An 18,851-nucleotide genomic window follows, 5' to 3' on the forward strand; every position below is an offset into this window, starting at 1 on the left:
TGCTACAGACCTTACACGGTGGGGGTGACCACGTCGAGCCATCCCGTGGGATCGACGTCCCGTTCCGCTCCGTGCCGAGCACCACGGACGACGTGCAGGCGCGCCGGCGCCGGCCACGCGGCGACGAGTCGTTCGCTCGTCACGAGCGGCACGGTGGTGTCGGCGTCGCCGTGGACGACGACGAGCGGTGGGGTGACCAGCGGGCGTCGCGCCGGTCGGAGCGACACGGGTGCTGGCTGCCCCGCCAACCGGCAGAGGACGGGCGTGGCGAGGACGGCCCGCGCCGCGGTGGCCACGATCCTGCCGAACACGCCCCCACCAGCACCGTGTGCGATCGTCTCGGACCAGTCGACGAGCGGGCCGGTGAGCACGACAGCGCGGACCGCCACCGGGAGCGGCTCTGCAAGCGCCCTGAGCCACAGGGACGCACCGAACGACCAGCCGAGCAGGGTGACCTCCTCGGCGCCGCGATCCGCTGCGAAACGGATCCACGCGAGGGCCTCTGCTGCCTCTCGGGCACCGAACGCGTGCCGCCGTGCCGGTCGCCGAGCGGAGTGCGACGCGAACAGGCAGGCGGAGCCGAGCTCCCGGAACGCTGGCGCCACCTCCTGGTGTCGGAGCGGTTGCGACCCGAGCCCGGGCAGGAACAGCGCCCACCGCCCGCCGTCGTCGGGTCCGGGCGCGATCCACCCGGGCAGGTCGTCGATCGACACGCTCGTCAGTGACGGGTCCGGGACGATCTCGGGGGTGTCGTACAGCGCGGCCGCGCGCCTGCCCACGAAGGACGCTGCCGCGACGGAGAGGCCACCGAGCGCCGCGACCGCGACCGCGCCGCGCTTGACCGCCCTAGGCCACATCGAGCGCGGCCTCCGCACGCGCGAGCACCGCGCGCTCCCGGTCGGTCAGGGCTGCCCGGGAGCTCCGGACACCGTCGTTGATCTCGACGATCAGCCGGCTGAGTCGGGTGGCGGGGTCGGCCGACACCGGGTACTCGTTGTCCGTGCCCACCCGGGCGTGCAGTGACTCCAGCGCGCGGATCGCCGTCGTCACCGCACGGGACCGACGCGCCTGTGCGACACGGTGTCCGATCACCAGGAGCAGCATGCCGGACGCGACGCAGATCACCGCGCCGGGCGTGGTGACGTCGTACGGCGGCGAGAGCGTGCGGGTCAGGGCGACGTCGCCGAACACGTGCGCCAGGTCCATCACCACGACGACGACCATCCGGACCACGCCGAACACGCCGCCGACGACGAGCACCCACAGCCCGACGAGGTCGGTGCGGGTCCTGGCCTCGCGCACGTGCAGCACGCAGATGATGCCCGTCGCCCCGAGCGCGACCCCGAGGTAGAGCGTCTGGGCGATCGAGTACACGGCCGCGGCGGGGTGCGTCCCCGCGACGAGCATGAACGTCGTCGTGGTCGCCGGTTTGTCGAGCACGACGAACGCGGTCACGATGACGACGCCGACGACGATGCACGACACGACGATCGCGTTCCGGAGCCACGGCCCCGCGGCGCCGACGGCCTTCGCGACGCCCCAGAGCAGTGTGCTCGTACCGGCGATCATCAGGCAGTCGCTGACGACCGTGACGACGTTGACCCCGCCGAACAGCGGGTCCAGCCACAGGTAGAGCGGGTCGACGTTCGTGACGATGGTCGCGCAGAACAGCAGGAACGTCACCGCGAGCGTGCGGTCTTGGCCGCGCTGCAGCACGAAGAGCGCGACGGCCCCGGCGACGAGCAGGACGGCCTGGACGACCGACAGGATCACCCGAAGACCCCGCGGAAGGCGCTCGGGCGGCTCCGGTGGTCCCGGATCAGCTGCGCGAGCCGGTCCGCGAAGAGCTCGGCCTCGCGCTCGAACTCGTTCTCGAACAGACCGCGGGCCATCGCACGCTCGACCTTGTACTCCGGCAGGTCCGGGATGACGTCGCGGATGTAGGCCGACTGCGCGGAGACCTCGTGGTGCGCGTGCAGGACGTGCCCGAGCTCGTGTCCGATCACGAACGAACGGAAGGTCTGCGACGGCGTCGGCGAGATCATGATGAGGTGCTCGTGCTCGAGCGTCGCGACGAACCCGCAGACCGGCTCGGTCGCGAGGAACGCCTCTTCGCGCACGACGACCGGCTTGCCGACGAGCTCGGACGCGGCGGCGACGGCCTGGTCCACGCCGGACCAGCGCTCGTCGCGCCCGCGCGCCCAGAACGCGTCGATGCGGGACGCGGTCACGGCTCGATCCCGCGCTGCGACTCCTCTTCGATCACCGCAGCGATCCGTCGGAGTGCTTCCGGCGAGAGCTCGCCGGGGAACGTCCGTGCCGCGAAGCCGCTGACGCGCGCCGAGCGGAGCGACCGGACGAGGGCGAGCTGGGCGCCGATCCGCTCGGGGACCTCGCTGTCCTCGAGCAGGAAGCGCTCGTCCACCTCGAAGAAGCCGGCGAGGAGCTGCAGGAGCTCGGTGTCCCGGTTGCGACGGCCGTCGCCCGAGATCATGTACGTCCACTTCGCACGCGAGAGCGATCCCCCGCGGGCGTCGACGTAGTCCTCGATCGCGGAGAACGGCACCGGAGCACCGCGCTGCGACTCCTCGAAGTCGAGCAGGAGGTTGAGACGGCGAGCAAGCTCGGCGGCGTCGAGGGCCCCACCCTTCGGCTCCCTGGTGATCATCGTTCCCGACCCCCTCGGATACACGGAAACCCCCGCCGAAGCGAGGGTCCCAGTCGTGTGCACCCCCTCGGACTTGAACCGAGAACCCACTGATTAAGAGTCAGTTGCTCTGCCAATTGAGCTAGAGGTGCATGCCCAGATCACTCCGGACTCCGTCACAGCTTGTGTGCCGCAACGGGAATCAACAATAGCATGGGTTTTGCGCGCCCGTGACCACCTCCGGGTGCCGACCGAACAGGAGCACCATGACCGACCGTCTCGCCGCCGGCGACACCGCCCCCGACTTCACCCTGCAGGACCAGGACGGCACCGAGCACACCCTCGGATCCCTGCGTGGACGCAAGGTCATCGTGTACTTCTACCCCGCTGCGTCGACCCCCGGGTGCACGACCGAGGCCTGCGACTTCCGCGACAACATGTCGTCGCTCCAGGCGGCCGGGTACGAGGTCCTCGGCGTGTCGAAGGACGAACTCCCTGCGCTCAAGAAGTTCCAGCACGAGCAGGCGCTCACGTTCCCGCTCCTCAGCGACCCCGACCTCGCCGTGCACAAGGCGTACGGGGCATGGGGCGAGAAGAACAACTACGGCAAGGTCGTCACCGGCACGATCCGTTCGACGATCGTCGTCGACGAGGACGGCACCGTGCAGCTCCCGCTCTACAACGTGAAGGCGACCGGCCACGTGGCGAGCCTCCGGAAGAAGCTCGGCCTGGTCTGACACCAGGACGGACGGGAGGCGCGGTGCCAGCTGGCACCGCGCCTCCCGTCCGTTCTGCAGTGGCCGTCTACTCGACGCGACGCGCGAGCGCGGACGTCACCGACTTCGACAGCACCAGCGTGATCGCGAGCAGCGCGGGGATGAGCAACGCCCACCCGACGGCCGGCACCCGGAAGACGCCCTGGAACGCACCGATCGCGAGTGCGCCCTGCATGACCTGCCAGACGATGATCCCGCTGCGGACCCAGGCGCGGCGGTGCCAGAGGCCGACGAGCATCGACCCGAGCCAGAGCGCGGCGATCGCGGTGAGGACGGTCAGGGCGATGCCGGAGGCGAGGCTCGTGGCCGGCGAGACGAGCACCTCGACGAGCAGCACGACGGTCACGACGACGAGTGCGGCGAACTCGAGCGCGAGCACGACGAGGAGCACGATCATCGCCCTGGACCTCGGCTCGTGGACGTCCGGGGTGGTCGGGGTGGTGTCAGACACAGTGTTCCTCCAGCAATGCAACCCTTGATTTGGCCATACCAGTATGGAACGATGTTCGAGGTCGTTTGGACGGCACGATGTGGTGTGCGTCTCCCGTGGTTCGACGCTCTTCTTCCGAGCGTTCTGCGGGCGTCAGACTCTCCCCGCGCGGAATCGCCTCCCCACAGGTTCCCCCCGCACGTCACATGACCATGTGCAGAGTTCTCCAGCCCCGAACCACGGCCCCGGCCTGCCGTTCGAGCATCGATTTTCAAGGAGCACCACCACATGGATTGGCGTGACAAGGCTGCCTGCCTCACTGCGGACCCCGAGCTCTTCTTCCCCGTCGGGAACACCGGGCCGGCCGTGGACCAGATCGAGAAGGCCAAGTCGGTGTGCGCCCGTTGCACCGTGACCGAGATGTGCCTGCAGTACGCACTCGAGAACAACCAGGACTCGGGCGTCTGGGGCGGGCTCAGCGAGGACGAGCGTCGCGCGCTCAAGCGCCGCGCCGCTCGCGCCCGTCGCGCTTCCTGACGCGCTGACCTGACGCCCGCCGCACCCCTCGGGGTGCGGCGGGCGTCGTCGTGCCCGGGGGCGCGTCGTGGGCGCCGCGGCCTTCGCAGCCGCCTGGAGGACCGGTGCCGGTCCGGCGGACCCGGCCCGAGCCTCCCGGCTATCGCTTCGCACCCCGCTGCGGACACCGCGCCCCCGCACGACGGGGCGCGACGTTCACAGCTGGGCGCGACCGCACAACCGAAAGCAGTCCGCACCACGCGCTGACGTGGCGCGGACTGCTTTGCGTTGTGCAGACGGTCGCCCGGAAGCACCGCCGCGCTACGCGGCCGCGGTCTCCCAGCGGAACGGGATCGAGATGGTGACCTCGGTGCCGCTGCCGGTCAGCGTGTGCCAGTCGATCGTGCCGCCGAGCTCGCCCTGGATGAGCGTTCGGACGATCTGCGTGCCGAGGCCCGAGCCGACCTTGCCCTCCGGCAGGCCGACACCGTTGTCGCGCACCTGGATCGACAGGTGGTCGTCGCTGCGGTTCGCCACGATCTCGACCTCGCCGTCGCGGCCGTCCAGCCCGTGCTCCACGGCGTTCGTCACGAGCTCGGTGAGGCCGAGCGCCAGCGGGGTGGCCGCCTCGGACGGCAGGACCCCGAACTCCCCCGTCTTCTTCGGGTGGACCGTGGTGTTGTGCGACGCCGCGACCTCGGTCACGAGCTTCAGCACAGAGTCGAAGACCTCGTCGAAGTCGACGTTCTGGCTGAGGCCGGTCGACAGGGTGTCGTGCACGACGGCGATCGCCGCGACCCGGCGCATCGCGTTCTGCAGCGACGTCCTGGCCTCGTCCGAGTGGGTGCGGCGCGCCTGGATCCGCAGCAGCGACGCCACGGTCTGCAGGTTGTTCTTCACCCGGTGGTGGATCTCCCGGATGGTGGCGTCCTTGGTGATGAGCTCCCGCTCCTGGTGCCGCATCTCGGTGACGTCGCGGCAGAGGACGACCGCGCCGATCCGCTCGCCGTGGTCACGGAGCGGGATCGAGCGGAGCGACACGGTGACGCCCTTCGACTCGATGTCCGCGCGCCACGGGGCCCGGCCGGTGACGACGAGCGGCAGGGACTCGTCGACGTCGAGCTGCTGGCCGAGGAGCTCCGTGGTGACCTCGGCGAGGGACTTCCGCTCGAGCTCCCCCTCGAAGCCCATGCGGTTGAACGCGCTGAGGCCGTTCGGGCTCGCGAACGTCACGACCCCGTTGGTGTCGAGGCGGAGCAGCCCGTCACTGGCGCGAGGAGCACCACGACGGGGTCCGGCCGGGGCGCCGAGGTCCGGGAAGTCGCCGGTGGCGATCATGCCGAACAGGTCGTTCGCGCTGGCGGTGAAGTTGAGCTCCTGCCGGCTCGGCGTCCGCATCTCGTCCTGGTTCGAGTGGCGCGTGACGACCGCGATGGGACGCTCGGTGGTCTGCTTGCTCTTCGGGCTCAGGCGCCGAAGCACCGGGATGGCACGCACGCGGGTCGGGGTGTCCTCGTACCAGTCCGGCTCGGCGGAGTCGACGACCCTCGCGCTCACGAAGCTCTCGGTGACCTGCTCACGCCACTCCTCGCGGATCTCCTGGCCCACGATGTCGCGGTAGAAGAGCGTTGCGGCAGACGACGGACGGGCGTGCGCGACGGCCACGAAGGAGCCGTCCTCGGCAGTCGGAACCCACAGCACCATGTCCGCGAAGGACAGGTCGGAGAGGAGCTGCCAGTCCCCGACGAGCAGGTGGAGCCACTCCACGTCCGCTTCGGAGGATCGGCCTTGTGCGAGGACGAGATCACTGAGGGTCGACACCGGCCCAGTCTAGGTGCGGCGGCCTGTGGACAGTTCGCCGCCGTCCACAGGCCGAACGTGTGTGAATCTCTCATCTCACATGCACCATACGCTCGCCCCACCAACGAAAGGGGCCGGGGTGGCGCGGGAAGCACAGCGGATCGACGACGATGCGCGGAAGGTCGATGCACAGGCGGTCGTCCCAGTCGCTCCGCCGGATCCGGGGGCCGACGACACCGCACTCGCCGATCCGGCCGACACGGCTCGAGCGCTGGCATTGTGCGTCGCGGAGATCCTGACCGGAGCGCGGGAGGTCGACAGCATCGCGCGGTGGATCACCGACGACGTGCACCGGCACCTGCAGCAGCGGGCCGCGTACGCCGCACGCGCACGGTCAGCGACCCGGCGGGCACACGCACGTGCGACGATCCGGGCCGGCAGCGTCGTCGTGAGCCGGCCACGGGACGGGGTCGCCGAGGCGAGCGTCGTGGTCCACACGCGGAGTCACGCGCGCGCCGTCGCGATCCGGCTCGAAGAGCGGGCCGGGAGATGGCGGGCGACCGCCGTCGGCATGCTCTGAACCAGCGCGCAGACGGACGGGAGGCCCGGTGCCAGCTGGCACCGGGCCTCCCGTTTCGTCGGTGTGTCGCGTCAGCCCTTCTTGGCTGCCTGACGACGCTCGGCTCGGTTGGTCGACGCCTGGCCGGAGGCCGTGGCCGCCGATCCGAACGCGGAACCCTTCTCCGGGCCGGCTGCGGCCTCTTCCTCCGCCTGGGCACGCTGCGCGAGGGCCGTTGCAGCCTGCTCGAGGCGACCACGCTCGTCACGGACCTCGACCTCGCCGTCGATCGACGGAGCGGAGTACTCGAGGCCGGAGACCTCGTCCTCGCTGAGGCCCTTCGCTTCGATGACCGCGTTCTCGCCGTCGGACTGGACCTGCACCTCGAGGTTGAACAGGAAGCCGACGGACTCCTCGCGGATCTGGCCCATCATGCTCTGGAACAGCGCGTAGCCCTCGCGCTGGTACTCGACCAGCGGGTCGCGCTGGGCCATCGCACGGAGGCCGATGCCGTCCTTGAGGTAGTCCATCTCGTAGAGGTGGTCACGCCAGCGGCGGTCGACGACCGAGAGCACCACGCGACGCTCGAGTTCGCGCATCGCCTCGTCACCGAGGGTCTCCTCGCGGTTGGCGTAGGCGAGCTTGGCGTCGGAGAGGATCTCGCGACCGAGGAACTCCCGCGTCGCCTTGCCCTTCGAGCCGGCCTCGGTGATGACCTCGTCGATGGTGATCGAGATCGGGTACAGCGTGCCGAGCTCGGTCCACATCGCGTCGAGGTCCCAGTCGTCCGGGCTGCCTTCCCCGGTGTGGGTGTCGATCACGTCGTCGATGACGTCCTTGAGGAACGTCTGCGTGCGCTCGTGGAGGTCGTCGCCCTCGAGGATCTGCCGACGGTCGCCGTAGATCGCCTCGCGCTGGCGGTTCAGGACGTCGTCGTACTTCAGGACGTTCTTGCGGATCTCGGCGTTGCGGCCCTCGACCTGCGACTGCGCCGAACGGATCGCACGGCCGACGAGCTTGTTCTCGATCGCGAGGTCGTCGGGGACGTTCGAGCGGCCCATCAGGCTCTCGGCAGCGCCGGAGTTGAACAGGCGCATCAGGTCGTCGGTCAGCGACAGGTAGAACCGGCTCTCACCGGGATCGCCCTGACGGCCGGAACGACCACGCAGCTGGTTGTCGATGCGGCGGGACTCGTGACGCTCGGTACCGAGGACGTACAGGCCGCCGGCTTCGCGGACCTTGTCGGCCTCTTCCTTGATCTCGGCCTTGACACGGTCGAAGACCTCGTCCCATGCGGCCTCGTACTCGTCCGGGGTCTCCGTCGGCGAGAGGCCCTTGGCGTGCATCTCCTGCACGGCGAGGAACTCCGCGTTGCCGCCGAGCATGATGTCGGTCCCACGACCGGCCATGTTCGTCGCGACGGTCACGGCGCCGAGGCGACCGGCCTGGGCGACGATCGCGGCTTCACGCGCGTGGTTCTTCGCGTTGAGGACCTCGTGCTTGACGCCCTTCTTCGCGAGGAGCTTCGAGAGGTACTCCGACTTCTCGACGCTGGTGGTGCCGACGAGGACGGGCTGGCCCTTCTCGTGGCGCTCCGCGATGTCCTCCGCGACCTGCTCGAACTTCGACTTCTCGTTCTTGTAGACGAGGTCGGTCTGGTCGATGCGCTGCATCGGGCGGTTCGTCGGGATCGGGACCACGCCGAGCTTGTAGGTCGACATGAACTCGGCCGCTTCGGTCTCCGCGGTACCGGTCATGCCCGAGAGCTTCTGGTACAGACGGAAGTAGTTCTGCAGCGTCACCGTGGCGAGCGTCTGGTTCTCGGCCTTGACCTCGACGCCCTCCTTCGCCTCGATGGCCTGGTGGATGCCCTCGTTGTAGCGACGGCCCATCAGGATGCGGCCGGTGTGCTCGTCGACGATGAGCACCTCGCCGTTCATCACGACGTAGTCCTTGTCGCGCTTGAACAGCGCGTCCGCCTTGATGGCGTTGTTCAGGAACGAGATCAGCGGGGTGTTCGCCGACTCGTAGAGGTTGTCGATGCCGAGGTAGTCCTCGACCTTCTCGATGCCGGGCTCGAGGACACCGACCGTGCGCTTCTTCTCGTCGACCTCGTAGTCCTCGCCGGGGACGAGGCGCGTGGCGATCGACGCGAACTCGGTGAACCAGCGGTTCGCCTCGCCGGAGGACGGGCCGGAGATGATGAGCGGCGTGCGCGCTTCGTCGATGAGGATCGAGTCGACCTCGTCGACGATGGCGAAGAAGTGGCCGCGCTGGACCATGTCGGCCGCCTGCCACGCCATGTTGTCGCGGAGGTAGTCGAAGCCGAACTCGTTGTTCGTGCCGTAGGTGATGTCGGCGGCGTACTGCTCGCGACGCTCGGCCGGGGACTGGTTCGCGACGATGCAGCCCGTGGTCATCCCGAGGGCGCGGAACACGCGGCCCATGAGCTCGGATTGGTACGACGCGAGGAAGTCGTTGACCGTGATGACGTGCACGCCGCGGGACGGGATCGCGTTGAGGTACGCGGCCGTCGTGGCGACGAGGGTCTTGCCCTCACCGGTCTTCATCTCGGCGATGTTGCCGAGGTGGAGCGCCGCACCGCCCATGAGCTGGACGTCGAAGTGCCGCATGCCGAGGGTCCGCTTCGACGCTTCCCGCACGGCGGCGAACGCCTCCGGCAGGAGGTCGTCGAGGGTCTCCCCGTTGGCGTAGCGCTCGCGGAGCTCCTTCGTCTCGTCCTGGAGTTCCTCGTCGGTGAGGCTCGCGAAGTCGTCCTCGAGGTCGTTGATGGCCGAGGCGTACGCCTTCAGCCGGCGGAGGGTGCGCCCTTCACCGACGCGGAGGACCTTCTCCAGCACGTTTGCCACGTGAACTCCTTACGAGTGGACGCACCCGGTCGGCGCGTCCGATTCAGCCAGTCATGCTAGCAACCCGCTCGATCCCTCCGCTGGGAGCCGCACACGTGTGCGCGGCCCGCGAACGGACCGCGCACACGTCGACCTGGCGGTGGGGATCAGGCGATCGCCGCTGCCGGCGTCCGTTCGGCGGGGGCATTTGCGCCGTCGCCGTCGATGCCGATCACGCCGTAGTCCCATCCCTTGCGGCGGTAGACCACGCTCGGGCGGCCGCTCTCCGCGTCCACGAAGAGGTAGAAGTCGTGCCCGACGAGCTCCATGTAGTAGAGCGCGTCGTCGACGCTCATCGGCGCGGCCTGGAAGACCTTCTCGCGGATGACCACGGGGCAGTAGACGTCGTCTTCTTCCTCGTGGTGGTCCTCGTCGACCACCGTGATCGCTCCGGTCGCGACGTCGTCGATCAGCTTGCCGTCCGCCGGCGTGACGCCCATCCCGTCGAAGGCCGTCCCGGAGGCCTCGGCGACGGATGTCGGGCGGTGACGCCCACGGTGCACCTTCCTGCGGTCACGCGCTCGGCGCAACCGCTCCATGATCCGCGCGAATGCCAGATCGAACGCCGCGTACTTGTCCGATGCCGCCGACTCCGCCCGGACGAGCGGACCGGGGCCGATCAACGTCAGCTCGACACGGTCCTCGCCCTGGCTGCCACCGCTCTTCTCGTGGTGGCGACTGATGCGCACCTCGAAAGCGAGGGCGCGGTCGGCGAGCACGTCGATCTTGTCGGACTTCTGTTCGACGTAGGTGCGGAATCGGTCGGTGATCCCGACGTTCCGGCCCGTGATCGTCACGTCCATGCGCGGCTCCCATCCGTACTTCGGCGCGTCGCCTCCATCCGGCGAACCCGAACGCCTTGTCCCGGAGGCTAGACCCGCCGGGACCCCCGCGTCACCCGTTGCTGGCGAGTCGTGCCGGACACCCACCGGATGCCCAGACACCGACCGGATGCCCAGACTCCAACCGGATTTTCGGTGGATACCGGGTGTTCACCGATCCCGCCGTCGCGCATCAGCTGTCCACGCTCGCGGTCGCGACGCATCGCGTGACCCGTCCGCCGGCAGCCCGGACGGCGCGGATGGCCTCGGCCATGGTGACGCCGGTGGTCACGACGTCATCGACCACCACGACGTCGCGTCCGGCGAACCGCGACGCGGACAGGGTGCCGACGGTGGCGGCGACGCGTTCGACCGCGGTGCGTTCCTTCTGCCCGTCCGCGTCGCCACGCCCACGTCGGAGCGGCCGTGTCCCGCGGACACCACCGCGCGCGAGCAGGAGCACGACGGTGTCGAACCCGCGCCGACGTCTGCCCCGTGGGGACGGCGGGACCCGGACCACGACGGTCCCCGGCGGCGACGCGGCCAGTGCCCGCCGGACGAGTTCAGCGGTCGGACGTCCGAGCAGGGCTGCGACGTCGACCCGGCCGCGCAGCTTCAGTTCGAGGAGGAGCGTGCGGACGAGTCCCTCGTACTCGAACGCGGCGTCGAGACGGACGCCTGCGACCAGCCGGACCCGCCGGGGCCGACGTGCGAGGTCGGCTCGACAGGCCGGACACACGGCACGATCCCGGGCGCCGCACCCCAGGCACGACACGGGCAGGAACAGCCCGACGACGGCGAGGACCGCATCGCGCCAGGGGGCGGGACCAGTTGTGGAGGGCATGCCACGATCCTCACCGCACCCGGCGCCGGGCGGGAAGTGGACCGCCGGACGGTGGACGAGCCTCCAGTCCGGTGCACTGTGGAGGAGGCGGGCTAGCGCTGCGTCCCCAGCACGTCCGCGGTGACCCCGATGCGATCCCAGCCGCCACCAGTGGACTGCAGCACCTGCCCGTCCATCGTCCGCAGCAGCAGCGATCCCCCGCTGCCCCCGGTGATCGCGGTGGCCGTGCCGTCCGGACGCTGGAGCGTCGTGGACTGCCCGCCGATCGTCGAGCGGACCACGGTCTGCCCGGTCGAGGTCTGCCCGAGCGACGCGACGTCCAGGTCGCTGACCCACGTGGCACCGATCGCGGTCCCCGACGCCGCCTGCAGCCGCACCGGTGCACCGAGCGCCGTCGGCGTCCGGTCCGAGTCGCGGATGATCGCCATCACGTACAGTCCCGGCCCGTCGTCGGTGTCGATGAGCGCGAGGGCCCTGGCCGAGTCACGGGACACCTGGAACGACACCAGCTTCCCGTCCGGCAGCGTCGACGACACCTGGTGCGGGTCGCCGCCGAGACCGTACGCGGTGATGCTCCTGGTGTCGGACCGTTCACCGACCCAGACGAACCCGGCGTCGTCGATGGACGGCGCGATCGTGGAGCTCCTGGTGTCGATCCGGAGCTCCGGCTTCCCGCTGCGCACCACGAAGATCCCGTCGGCGTTGCCCACGGCAGCTTCCGAACCGGCGGCGCTGAGCGAGATGGAGGTCGGCCGGAGCTTCGCGATCGTGCTCCCCATGCCGCCCCCGAGCGCCGTGACGTCCCCGGTGCCCGGCGCCGCGTACCCGACCGTGTCGCCGTCGTCGACGAGCGGTCGGGGGTCGACGTCGGGGTTCAGCACCGCCGAGGTGCCGCTGGAGTCCGGGACCGAGAAGCTCGCTCCCTCGGCCGTCAGGTCGACGGACGAGATGGTCGCCACGGACGACAGCGACCGAGCGAGCTGCTCGCGCATGCGGACCTTGTCCACCGTCGTCGCCCGCAGGGCGTCGCGTGACAGGTCGACCTGGGCGTTGCCGCTGTCGACGGTGACCGCGTTCAGCGAGAGCTGCGTGCCCTCGGGGAACGACGTCACGACGGCGCCCTTCATCCACCCGGCCGGACCGGCGAGCAGCGCGCTCACGATCCGGGTGCTCGTCGACGACCGGGCGAGGAACCAGCGCTCGTCGGGGATCAGGTACCGGTACGTCGGGTCGTAGAAGTACAGCGCGTGCGCCTGGAACACCTGCTCGAAGCTCACCGGCGACAGGATGATGCCGTCGGGCGCGTAGCTGATCCGCCACTCGCCCCCTTCCTTCACGAACTGGAAGGTGAGCGTCGACGAGGTGGGGCGGACCGCCGGGGTGTACTCGCCGTCGCCGTCGACGGTCGCGCTGGCGGTGAGCGTGTAGGTGAGCTCGCGGGTGCCGACCCGTTCGACGTCGCCGTCGCCCTGCCGGACCGTGACGCTCTGCCGCGGGTTCCACTTCTGCGAGAACGAGTCGCTGAGGAACTCCCTGGCGATCGCGTAGTTGTCCTGGGCGCCGGTCGCGGCGTCGATGAACTTCTCGAGGACGGTGTCCTGGTCCTGCCCGTCCTGCGGACCGCTCGGCCGGAAGTCCACCCCGGAGACGGAGTCGCCCTTGAGGCTCTGGCCGTCGCGGACCGGGCCACCGGTGGGGATCGCCGCGCACGCGGTGAGCGCGACGAGCGCGACCGCGGCGAGCGCGACCGCGGCGAGCGCGACGCCGACGGTGCGGCGGACACGCGTGCGCGCGCCCGTGCCGGCACCCGTGCCGGTGATGGTGCGGCGCGGCATCATCTGGAGCCTCCTTCTCGGGGACCGTCGTAGGACTCGTCGAGCTCCGGCAGCGGGATCGCCGACGTCGCCGTGACCTCCTGCCCCTTGCGCGGGACCGTGAGCACGAACGCGGACCCCTCGCCCGGCCGGCTCCACACGTCGATGCGGCCACCGTGCAGGTTCGCGTCGCCGAGGCTGATCGCGAGGCCGAGCCCGGTCCCGCCGATGGTGCGCTTGCGGCTCGGGTCCGCTCGCCAGAAGCGGTCGAACACGCGAGCGGTGTCCTCTGCTGGCATGCCGACCCCGTGGTCGCGGACGGCGATCGCGACGGTCTTCGCGTCGCTGTCGACGACCACGTGCACCGGTTTGCCGTCCCCGTGCTCGATGGCGTTGCCGACGAGGTTGCGGAGGATGCGCCGGATGCGCCGGGCGTCGAGCTGCATCGTGGTGTGCCCGCCCGGGGTCGCGAGCCGGAGGTCCACGCCGACGCGCTCGGCGAGCGGACGGAACTCGTCGACGATGTCGGTCGTGAGCGATGCCGGCACGACGGGCTCCGTCTCGAGCTCGACGGCCTGCGCGTCGTACCGGGAGATCTCGAGCAGGTCGGCGAGCAGGAGCTCGAACCGCTCGATCTGGTCGTGGAGGAGCTCGGCCGACCGTCCGACCGCCGGTTCGAACGCGTGCCGGGCGTCGTAGAGCACGTCGCCGGCGAGCCGGATCGTGGTGAGCGGGGTGCGGAGCTCGTGTGAGACGTCGGACACGAAGCGCTGCTGCACGCGGGAGAGTTCCGCCAGCTGGGTGATCTGGCGGCTCACGGCATCGGCCATGCCGTTGAAGCTCCGCGCCAGGACCGCGACGTCGTCCTCGCCCTTCACCGGGATGCGTTCGTCGAGGCGGCCGGCGGCGATCTTCCGACTGGTCTCGGCCGCACCCCGGATCGGCACGACGACGAGCCGGACGACGAGCGACGTCACCAGGGCGATGAGCACGATGAGCGCGACACCGCCGATGGACAGTGTCTGCGACACGAAGTCGAGGGTCTGCTGTGCGTCGGAGAGGTCGTAGACCAGGTAGAGCTCGTACTGCCCGGCGCTCGGGATCTGCAGCGTCGACCCGACCGCGAGCCCGGGTTCGCTCCGGCCGGCGTCGTCGAGCCGGACCGGCTGCAGGCTGAGGTTGCCGGTGTTCTTCCCCACTTCCTTCCGCAGGGCGTCGGTGATGACGGCGTCCGGGAAGTCGGGGCTGGCGAGGTTCTGCAGCGTCTGCGACGTGGACTGCTTCGGCGAGCGCTCGATCGCGATCCTGGTGCCGCCTGGGCTCGTCGTGTTCGACAGGATCGCCTGTTGCGCCTCGTTCTGCAGGGTCTCCAGCTCGGACTGGTTGTTGTCCTCGGCCGCGGTGGCCGCGTCGAAGATGCCCTGCGCGACGTTCGTCGCACGGGCCGACTCCGCCTCGATCTGGTCCCGGCGCTGCGAGTAGACGTTCGTCGAGATGCTCACCATCACGGCGGTGCCGATGATCGCGACCGCGAGACCCGTGGTGGCCACCGTGATCGCGACGGACCGGACCATCAGGGAGCGGCGCCACAGGAACGCGACGCCGCGCCAGAGTCGCCTCGCCCACGACCGCATCCGTCGGCGCGCGCGCCCGAGGGACGTCAGGCCGGCCGAGGACGGCGGCACGGTGGTCAGGCTCCCCCGGCGCGGTAGCCGACGCCACGGACGGTGGACACGATGCGCGGGTTGTCCGGGTCGTGCTCGATCTTCGCGCGGAGGCGCTGGACGTGCACGTTCACCAGGCGGGTGTCCGCCTTGTAGTGGTAGCCCCAGACCTGCTCGAGCAGCATCTCGCGGGTGAAGACCTGGTTGGGCTTCTCGGCGAGCGCGCGGAGCAGGTCGAACTCGAGCGGCGTGAGCGCGATGACGGCGTCGCCGCGACGGACCTCGTGCCCCGGGACGTCGACGGTGAGGTCCCCCACGTGCAGCACGGCGGCATCGGACGCCGTCGGGCGCAGACGGGTGCGGATGCGGGCGACGAGTTCCTTCGGGTTGAACGGCTTCACGACGTAGTCGTCCGCACCGTTCTCGAGCCCGGCGACGACGTCGGAGGTGTCGCCCTTCGCGGTGAGCATGATGATCGGCGTGCCGCTCTCGGCGCGGATGCGACGGCAGACCTCGATGCCGTCGATACCGGGGAGCATGACGTCGAGGAGGACCAGGTCGGGCTTCGTCGAGTGGAAGGCGTCGACGGCGTCGTTGCCGTCAGCGCTGAACTCGGGCTCGTAGCCCTCCGAGCGGAGGACGATGCCGATCATCTCGGCGAGGGCCTGGTCGTCGTCGACGACGAGGATGCGCGGTGTCATGTGATGTGGACTCCGGGTGCGGTGCGGGGGTGCCCGGGCAGGCACCTCCCGTTCACGATAGCCGAGCCCCCATCAGGCTGCGTTTTCCGACAGGATGGGAGGGACCGCGTGTTGCCTCGCGCGGCCGACGTGAGGGGGCGGTTCGATGGCCGGCGACGAATGGCGCGTTCCGGGGACGGGTGCACAGCCGGGAGGCCCCGGTCCGGTCCCGACGCCACCCCCGTTCCCGGGTGGGTCCGCTCCACTGCCCCCACCGCCACGTCCGGCCGCGTCGCGTCCGGTGATCCCGCTGCGGCCGCTCGGCCTCGGCGACGTCCTGGCCGGTGCGTTCACGGTGTTCCGGCGGAACGCCCGCGTGCTCCTGCTCTGGAGCCTGCTGCTCTCCGGCGTGCTCGGGCTGGTGTCCACGCTCGTGTCGACGCTCGGCCGACAGTCGTTGCAGTCCAGGATGTTCTCCGCGGTGGACGGCTCCGGATCCGGTGACGCCGACACGATCTTCGCCGGGTCCGTGCTGCTGTACCTCGTGCTCTCCGTCGCGGTGCCCTTCCTCGCGTGGCTCGCCCGCGGGTTCCTCGTCGCACCGGTCGCCGTCGACACCGGGCAGCGCGTGCTCGGACGGCGAGGCACCTTCCGCGGGCTCTGGTCGCTGCTCGCCGGGCGTCGACTCTCGGTCGTCTGGTGGATGCTCCTGCAGCTCGCCGCCGGGCTCGTCGTCGGGGTGCTCTTCGGCGTGGTGGTCGTCGGGTTCGTCGGTGCCCTGACCGCGAGCAACAGCGGCGTCGGCGGCTTCGTGCTCGGGATCATCGGGATGGTCCTCGGCTTCATCGTGCTCGTCACGTTCCTCGACACACGGTTCGCGTTCACCGTCGCGACGATCGCGCTGGAGGGCCGCGGGGTGTTCGCCGCGGCGGCGCAGTCGTGGCGGCTCACCCGCGGGGCGTTCTGGCGCACGTGCGGGATCCGGCTGCTCGTGACGGTGGTGTTCTCGTTCGCGGCCGGGATCGCGAGCACGCCGCTGACGATCGGGGCCGCGCTGTTCTCGGGCGTGTTCGACCCGCTCGGGCAGACCGGCACGGGCTCCGGCGTCTCGGCGGGTGCCGTCGTCGCGCTCGTGGTCGGCAGCCTCCTGGTGATCGCCGTGCAGTGCATCACCGACGTGCTGAGCGCATCGGTCACGACGTTCCTGGCGATCGACCGACGGATCCGGACCGAGGCGCTCGACCAGCGGATCGCGTCGCACCTGGAGACCGGGCAGCCCGTCGACCCGTTCGCTCCGGCACCGCCCGTGTCCCGGCCGCCGTGGCCAGGGGCCGGCCCGTGGCAGCAGGGCTGGCCAGGGCAGCAGGACCCGCGGCAGCCGCAGCAGTACGGCTGGCCGCAGGCGCCGCAGCAGTGGGGTCCGCCACGACCCGGCGGGCAGTGATGGCGGCGGTCGACCCCGACGAGGCCCGTCGACTCCTCGAACGCGAACTCGGTCGTGCCGAGTACGACGGCGCGCACGTCACGTGGTGGGACCGGTTCTCGCGGGGGTTCTTCGAGTGGCTCGGCTCACTCCGTCCCGACGGCATCGGCTCGCCCGCGTTCGGCCGGACCCTGCTCGTCATCGCGATCGTGGTCATCGTCGCGGTGGTCGTCCTCGTGGTCGTCGCCCGCGGCCTCCCCCGGCGACGGGCCCGTCTGCGCGCCGAGCGCCTCGGTGGGGTGCTCGACGACGACGACCTGCGCTCGGCGGCCACGATCGCCGAAGCCGCTCGCGCCGCACTGCGGTCGGGTGACTGGTCGACCGCGGTCCTCGAGGGCTACCGTGCCCTGGCCCGCGGACTCGGCGAGCGCGACCTCGTCCCAGACGTCCCCGGTGCGACCGCTCGGGCGATCGCGGTGCGGGCCGCGGTCGTGTTCCCCGCGTCCGAAGCCGCCCTGCACGACGCCGCGAGCACCTTCGACGCCGTCCGGTACCTCGGGGCCGAGGCCGACGAACGCGTCGCCCGGCAGGTCGTCGAGACGGAGAGCGCCATCAGGGGCGCCCGACCGGCACGCACGACGACACCGGCGGTGCCCGCGTGAGCGCGACGACGAACGCGCCCCCGGTCGACAGGGCGCCCGCAGCAGCCACCCCTGATCGCCGCGGTCCACGGTTCGTGTTCTGGATCGTGGTCGTGCTCGTCGGGGTGCTGCTCGCGGCACTGACCGCGATGATCGGCACCGGCAACGGCCCGTCGAACGCCCCGCTCGACCTGTCCTCGGCGACCGCGAGCGGCTCGAAGGCGCTCGTGCGGGTGCTCGAGCAGCAGGGCACGGACGTGGACGTGGTGCACGACGCCGACCGGCTCGGCAGCGGCACGGCGTCGGTCGGGGGCACGGTGTTCGTCGACGACTCCGCCGGGGTCCTCGCCCCTGCGGTCGCTCGGCGCATCGCCCGCACCGTTCCCGACGTGGTCCTCGTGACGAGCGACCCGGCCGTGCTCGAGGCCTTCGGGGTCGACGCCGAACCCGCCGCGTCGATCGACACGACCGACACGGTGTCGACCACGTCGTGCGACATCGCCGCCGCCCGCTCCGCCGGCCGGGTGACCACGACGGGGACCGGCTACACGGTGCCCGCGTCGGCCGGGGTCCGCTGCGCGCCGACCGGGACGGGAGCCGACCGCACGTGGGGCCTCGTCGAATCCCGGACCGCCGCCGGGAGCGTCACCCTCGTCGGCACGACCGCCGCGTTCCGGAACGACACGATCACCACGGCCGGCAACGCGGCGCTCGCGCTCGGGCTGCTCGGCGGCGACGACCACCTCGCCTGGTACGTGCCGACCGCCGGGACCACCGACGCAGCACCGACCCTCGGCGAACTCGCGCCGCCGTGGGTGCCGAGTGCGATCGCGATCCTGGCGCTCGTCGCGGTGGCGGCCAGTGTCTGGCGGGGTCGCCGGCTCGGCCCGCTCGTCGTGGAGCAGCTCCCCGTCGTCGTCCGCGCCTCCGAGACCACCGAGGGCCGCGCACGCCTGTACGCCAGGACCCGCGACCGCACGCACACCCTGGACACGCTCCGGCTCGCCGCGATCCGCCGCATCGGCCGGACGCTCGGGTTCCCCCGATCGGCGCACGTCGACGACGTCGTCCACCGCGCGGCGACCGCGACGGGCCTGCCCGCGCGGCACGTCGGCGCGGTGCTCGTCGGTGGACCGACGACCGACGACCGCGCGCTGGTCGATGGAGCCGATGCGCTCGACCAGCTCGAGCGCGCCGTGAGCCGAGCCGTCTCCGGGGACGCACCACGGGCCTCCCGTCCGGCTGCCCCGGCCCCGTCAGCAACCGCACCTGCCACCGATCCCCGACCAGGAGGACGACCGTGACCGACCACCCCACCAGCGCACCC

Annotated in this window: 18 protein-coding genes and 1 tRNA gene; 6 read left to right on the forward strand and 13 right to left on the reverse strand. The window is 70.9% G+C overall.

The window, feature by feature from the left end:
- Positions 1-11: 11 nt before the first annotated feature.
- The 5 genes from QK288_RS14285 to QK288_RS14305 form a co-directional block, all read right to left on the reverse strand.
- Positions 12-857, reverse strand: a complete 846-nt coding sequence (locus tag QK288_RS14285; protein ID WP_281264947.1) for a prolyl oligopeptidase family serine peptidase — start codon at positions 855-857, stop codon at positions 12-14.
- The gene (locus tag QK288_RS14290; RefSeq protein WP_281264948.1) at positions 847-1,773 is read right to left on the reverse strand and encodes a hypothetical protein; all 927 of its coding nucleotides are present in this window, start codon (positions 1,771-1,773) and stop codon (positions 847-849) included. Before QK288_RS14290 ends, QK288_RS14285 begins: the two co-directional genes overlap by 11 nt.
- Complete coding sequence (locus QK288_RS14295; RefSeq protein ID WP_281264949.1) at positions 1,770-2,231, reverse strand: ImmA/IrrE family metallo-endopeptidase; 462 nt, start codon at positions 2,229-2,231, stop codon at positions 1,770-1,772. The genes QK288_RS14290 and QK288_RS14295 overlap by 4 nt, the downstream gene beginning before the upstream one ends.
- The gene (locus tag QK288_RS14300; RefSeq protein ID WP_281264950.1) at positions 2,228-2,668 is read right to left on the reverse strand and encodes a hypothetical protein; all 441 of its coding nucleotides are present in this window, start codon (positions 2,666-2,668) and stop codon (positions 2,228-2,230) included. Before QK288_RS14300 ends, QK288_RS14295 begins: the two co-directional genes overlap by 4 nt.
- A gap of 58 nt (positions 2,669-2,726) precedes the next feature.
- Positions 2,727-2,799, reverse strand: a tRNA-Lys gene (locus QK288_RS14305).
- A gap of 114 nt (positions 2,800-2,913) precedes the next feature.
- Between QK288_RS14305 and bcp the strand changes: the two genes are divergently transcribed.
- Positions 2,914-3,384 (forward strand): thioredoxin-dependent thiol peroxidase, encoded by a 471-nt coding sequence (gene bcp, locus QK288_RS14310; protein ID WP_281264951.1) that lies wholly within the window; start codon positions 2,914-2,916, stop codon positions 3,382-3,384.
- A 67-nt stretch (positions 3,385-3,451) separates the two neighbouring features.
- On the opposite strand, the gene QK288_RS14315 is transcribed toward bcp, so the two are convergent.
- A complete protein-coding gene (locus QK288_RS14315) occupies positions 3,452-3,874 on the reverse strand; it encodes a hypothetical protein (protein ID WP_281264952.1) in 423 nt (140 codons plus the stop codon).
- 267 nt (positions 3,875-4,141) lie between these two features.
- Here QK288_RS14315 and QK288_RS14320 point away from each other — a divergent pair, with 267 nt between their 5' ends.
- Positions 4,142-4,390 carry a WhiB family transcriptional regulator gene (locus QK288_RS14320; RefSeq protein ID WP_017888820.1) on the forward strand — a complete coding sequence of 83 codons (249 nt, stop codon included), beginning with the start codon at positions 4,142-4,144 and terminating at the stop codon, positions 4,388-4,390.
- 300 nt (positions 4,391-4,690) lie between these two features.
- On the opposite strand, the gene QK288_RS14325 is transcribed toward QK288_RS14320, so the two are convergent.
- A complete protein-coding gene (locus QK288_RS14325; protein WP_281264953.1) occupies positions 4,691-6,190 on the reverse strand; it encodes a PAS domain-containing sensor histidine kinase in 1,500 nt (499 codons plus the stop codon).
- Positions 6,191-6,308: 118 nt separating this feature from the next.
- Here QK288_RS14325 and QK288_RS14330 point away from each other — a divergent pair, with 118 nt between their 5' ends.
- Complete coding sequence (locus QK288_RS14330; protein ID WP_281264954.1) at positions 6,309-6,749, forward strand: Rv3235 family protein; 441 nt, start codon at positions 6,309-6,311, stop codon at positions 6,747-6,749.
- 71 nt (positions 6,750-6,820) lie between these two features.
- Here the strand turns inward: QK288_RS14330 and secA are convergent, their stop codons facing one another.
- The 6 genes from secA to mtrA form a co-directional block, all read right to left on the reverse strand.
- On the reverse strand, positions 6,821-9,598 hold the full coding sequence (gene secA, locus QK288_RS14335) for a preprotein translocase subunit SecA (RefSeq protein WP_281264955.1): 2,778 nt from the start codon (positions 9,596-9,598) through the stop codon (positions 6,821-6,823).
- A gap of 146 nt (positions 9,599-9,744) precedes the next feature.
- Positions 9,745-10,440 carry a ribosome-associated translation inhibitor RaiA gene (gene raiA, locus QK288_RS14340; RefSeq protein ID WP_281264956.1) on the reverse strand — a complete coding sequence of 232 codons (696 nt, stop codon included), beginning with the start codon at positions 10,438-10,440 and terminating at the stop codon, positions 9,745-9,747.
- Between the two features lie 211 nt (positions 10,441-10,651).
- Positions 10,652-11,302 (reverse strand): phosphoribosyltransferase family protein, encoded by a 651-nt coding sequence (locus QK288_RS14345; protein WP_281264957.1) that lies wholly within the window; start codon positions 11,300-11,302, stop codon positions 10,652-10,654.
- 92 nt (positions 11,303-11,394) lie between these two features.
- Positions 11,395-13,137, reverse strand: coding sequence for a GerMN domain-containing protein (locus tag QK288_RS14350; RefSeq protein ID WP_281264958.1), 1,743 nt, complete (start codon positions 13,135-13,137; stop codon positions 11,395-11,397).
- Positions 13,137-14,801, reverse strand: a complete 1,665-nt coding sequence (gene mtrB / locus QK288_RS14355) for an MtrAB system histidine kinase MtrB (protein WP_281264959.1) — start codon at positions 14,799-14,801, stop codon at positions 13,137-13,139. The genes QK288_RS14350 and mtrB overlap by 1 nt, the downstream gene beginning before the upstream one ends.
- Before the next feature lie 5 nt (positions 14,802-14,806).
- Entirely contained in the window at positions 14,807-15,481 is a 675-nt protein-coding gene (gene mtrA, locus QK288_RS14360; RefSeq protein WP_281264960.1) for an MtrAB system response regulator MtrA, read from the reverse strand.
- Positions 15,482-15,761: 280 nt separating this feature from the next.
- On the opposite strand from mtrA, the gene QK288_RS14365 reads away from it, so the two are divergent.
- The 3 genes from QK288_RS14365 to QK288_RS14375 are packed head-to-tail and all read left to right on the forward strand — an operon-like array spanning position 15,762 to position 18,828.
- Positions 15,762-16,904, forward strand: a complete 1,143-nt coding sequence (locus QK288_RS14365) for a glycerophosphoryl diester phosphodiesterase membrane domain-containing protein (RefSeq protein WP_281264961.1) — start codon at positions 15,762-15,764, stop codon at positions 16,902-16,904.
- A complete protein-coding gene (locus tag QK288_RS14370; protein WP_281264962.1) occupies positions 16,904-17,545 on the forward strand; it encodes a DUF4129 domain-containing protein in 642 nt (213 codons plus the stop codon). Before QK288_RS14365 ends, QK288_RS14370 begins: the two co-directional genes overlap by 1 nt.
- Positions 17,542-18,828, forward strand: coding sequence for a DUF4350 domain-containing protein (locus QK288_RS14375; protein ID WP_281264963.1), 1,287 nt, complete (start codon positions 17,542-17,544; stop codon positions 18,826-18,828). Before QK288_RS14370 ends, QK288_RS14375 begins: the two co-directional genes overlap by 4 nt.
- Positions 18,829-18,851: the final 23 nt, after the last annotated feature.

The organism is Curtobacterium sp. 9128 (assembly GCF_900086645.1).
In the GTDB taxonomy this organism is placed as follows: Bacteria; Actinomycetota; Actinomycetes; order Actinomycetales; family Microbacteriaceae; genus Curtobacterium.

Excerpts from the sequence above, each read along its gene's own strand:
- raiA (WP_281264956.1), bottom strand. The coding sequence starts at position 10,440 with ATGGACGTGACGATCACGGGCCGGAACGTCGGGATCACCGACCGATTC.
- QK288_RS14320 (WP_017888820.1), top strand. The coding sequence starts at position 4,142 with ATGGATTGGCGTGACAAGGCTGCCTGCCTCACTGCGGACCCCGAGCTC.
- bcp (WP_281264951.1), top strand. The coding sequence starts at position 2,914 with ATGACCGACCGTCTCGCCGCCGGCGACACCGCCCCCGACTTCACCCTG.
- QK288_RS14300 (WP_281264950.1), bottom strand. The coding sequence starts at position 2,668 with ATGATCACCAGGGAGCCGAAGGGTGGGGCCCTCGACGCCGCCGAGCTT.
- QK288_RS14370 (WP_281264962.1), top strand. The coding sequence starts at position 16,904 with ATGGCGGCGGTCGACCCCGACGAGGCCCGTCGACTCCTCGAACGCGAA.
- QK288_RS14285 (WP_281264947.1), bottom strand. The coding sequence starts at position 857 with ATGTGGCCTAGGGCGGTCAAGCGCGGCGCGGTCGCGGTCGCGGCGCTC.
- mtrA (WP_281264960.1), bottom strand. The coding sequence starts at position 15,481 with ATGACACCGCGCATCCTCGTCGTCGACGACGACCAGGCCCTCGCCGAG.
- QK288_RS14350 (WP_281264958.1), bottom strand. The coding sequence starts at position 13,137 with ATGCCGCGCCGCACCATCACCGGCACGGGTGCCGGCACGGGCGCGCGC.
- QK288_RS14345 (WP_281264957.1), bottom strand. The coding sequence starts at position 11,302 with ATGCCCTCCACAACTGGTCCCGCCCCCTGGCGCGATGCGGTCCTCGCC.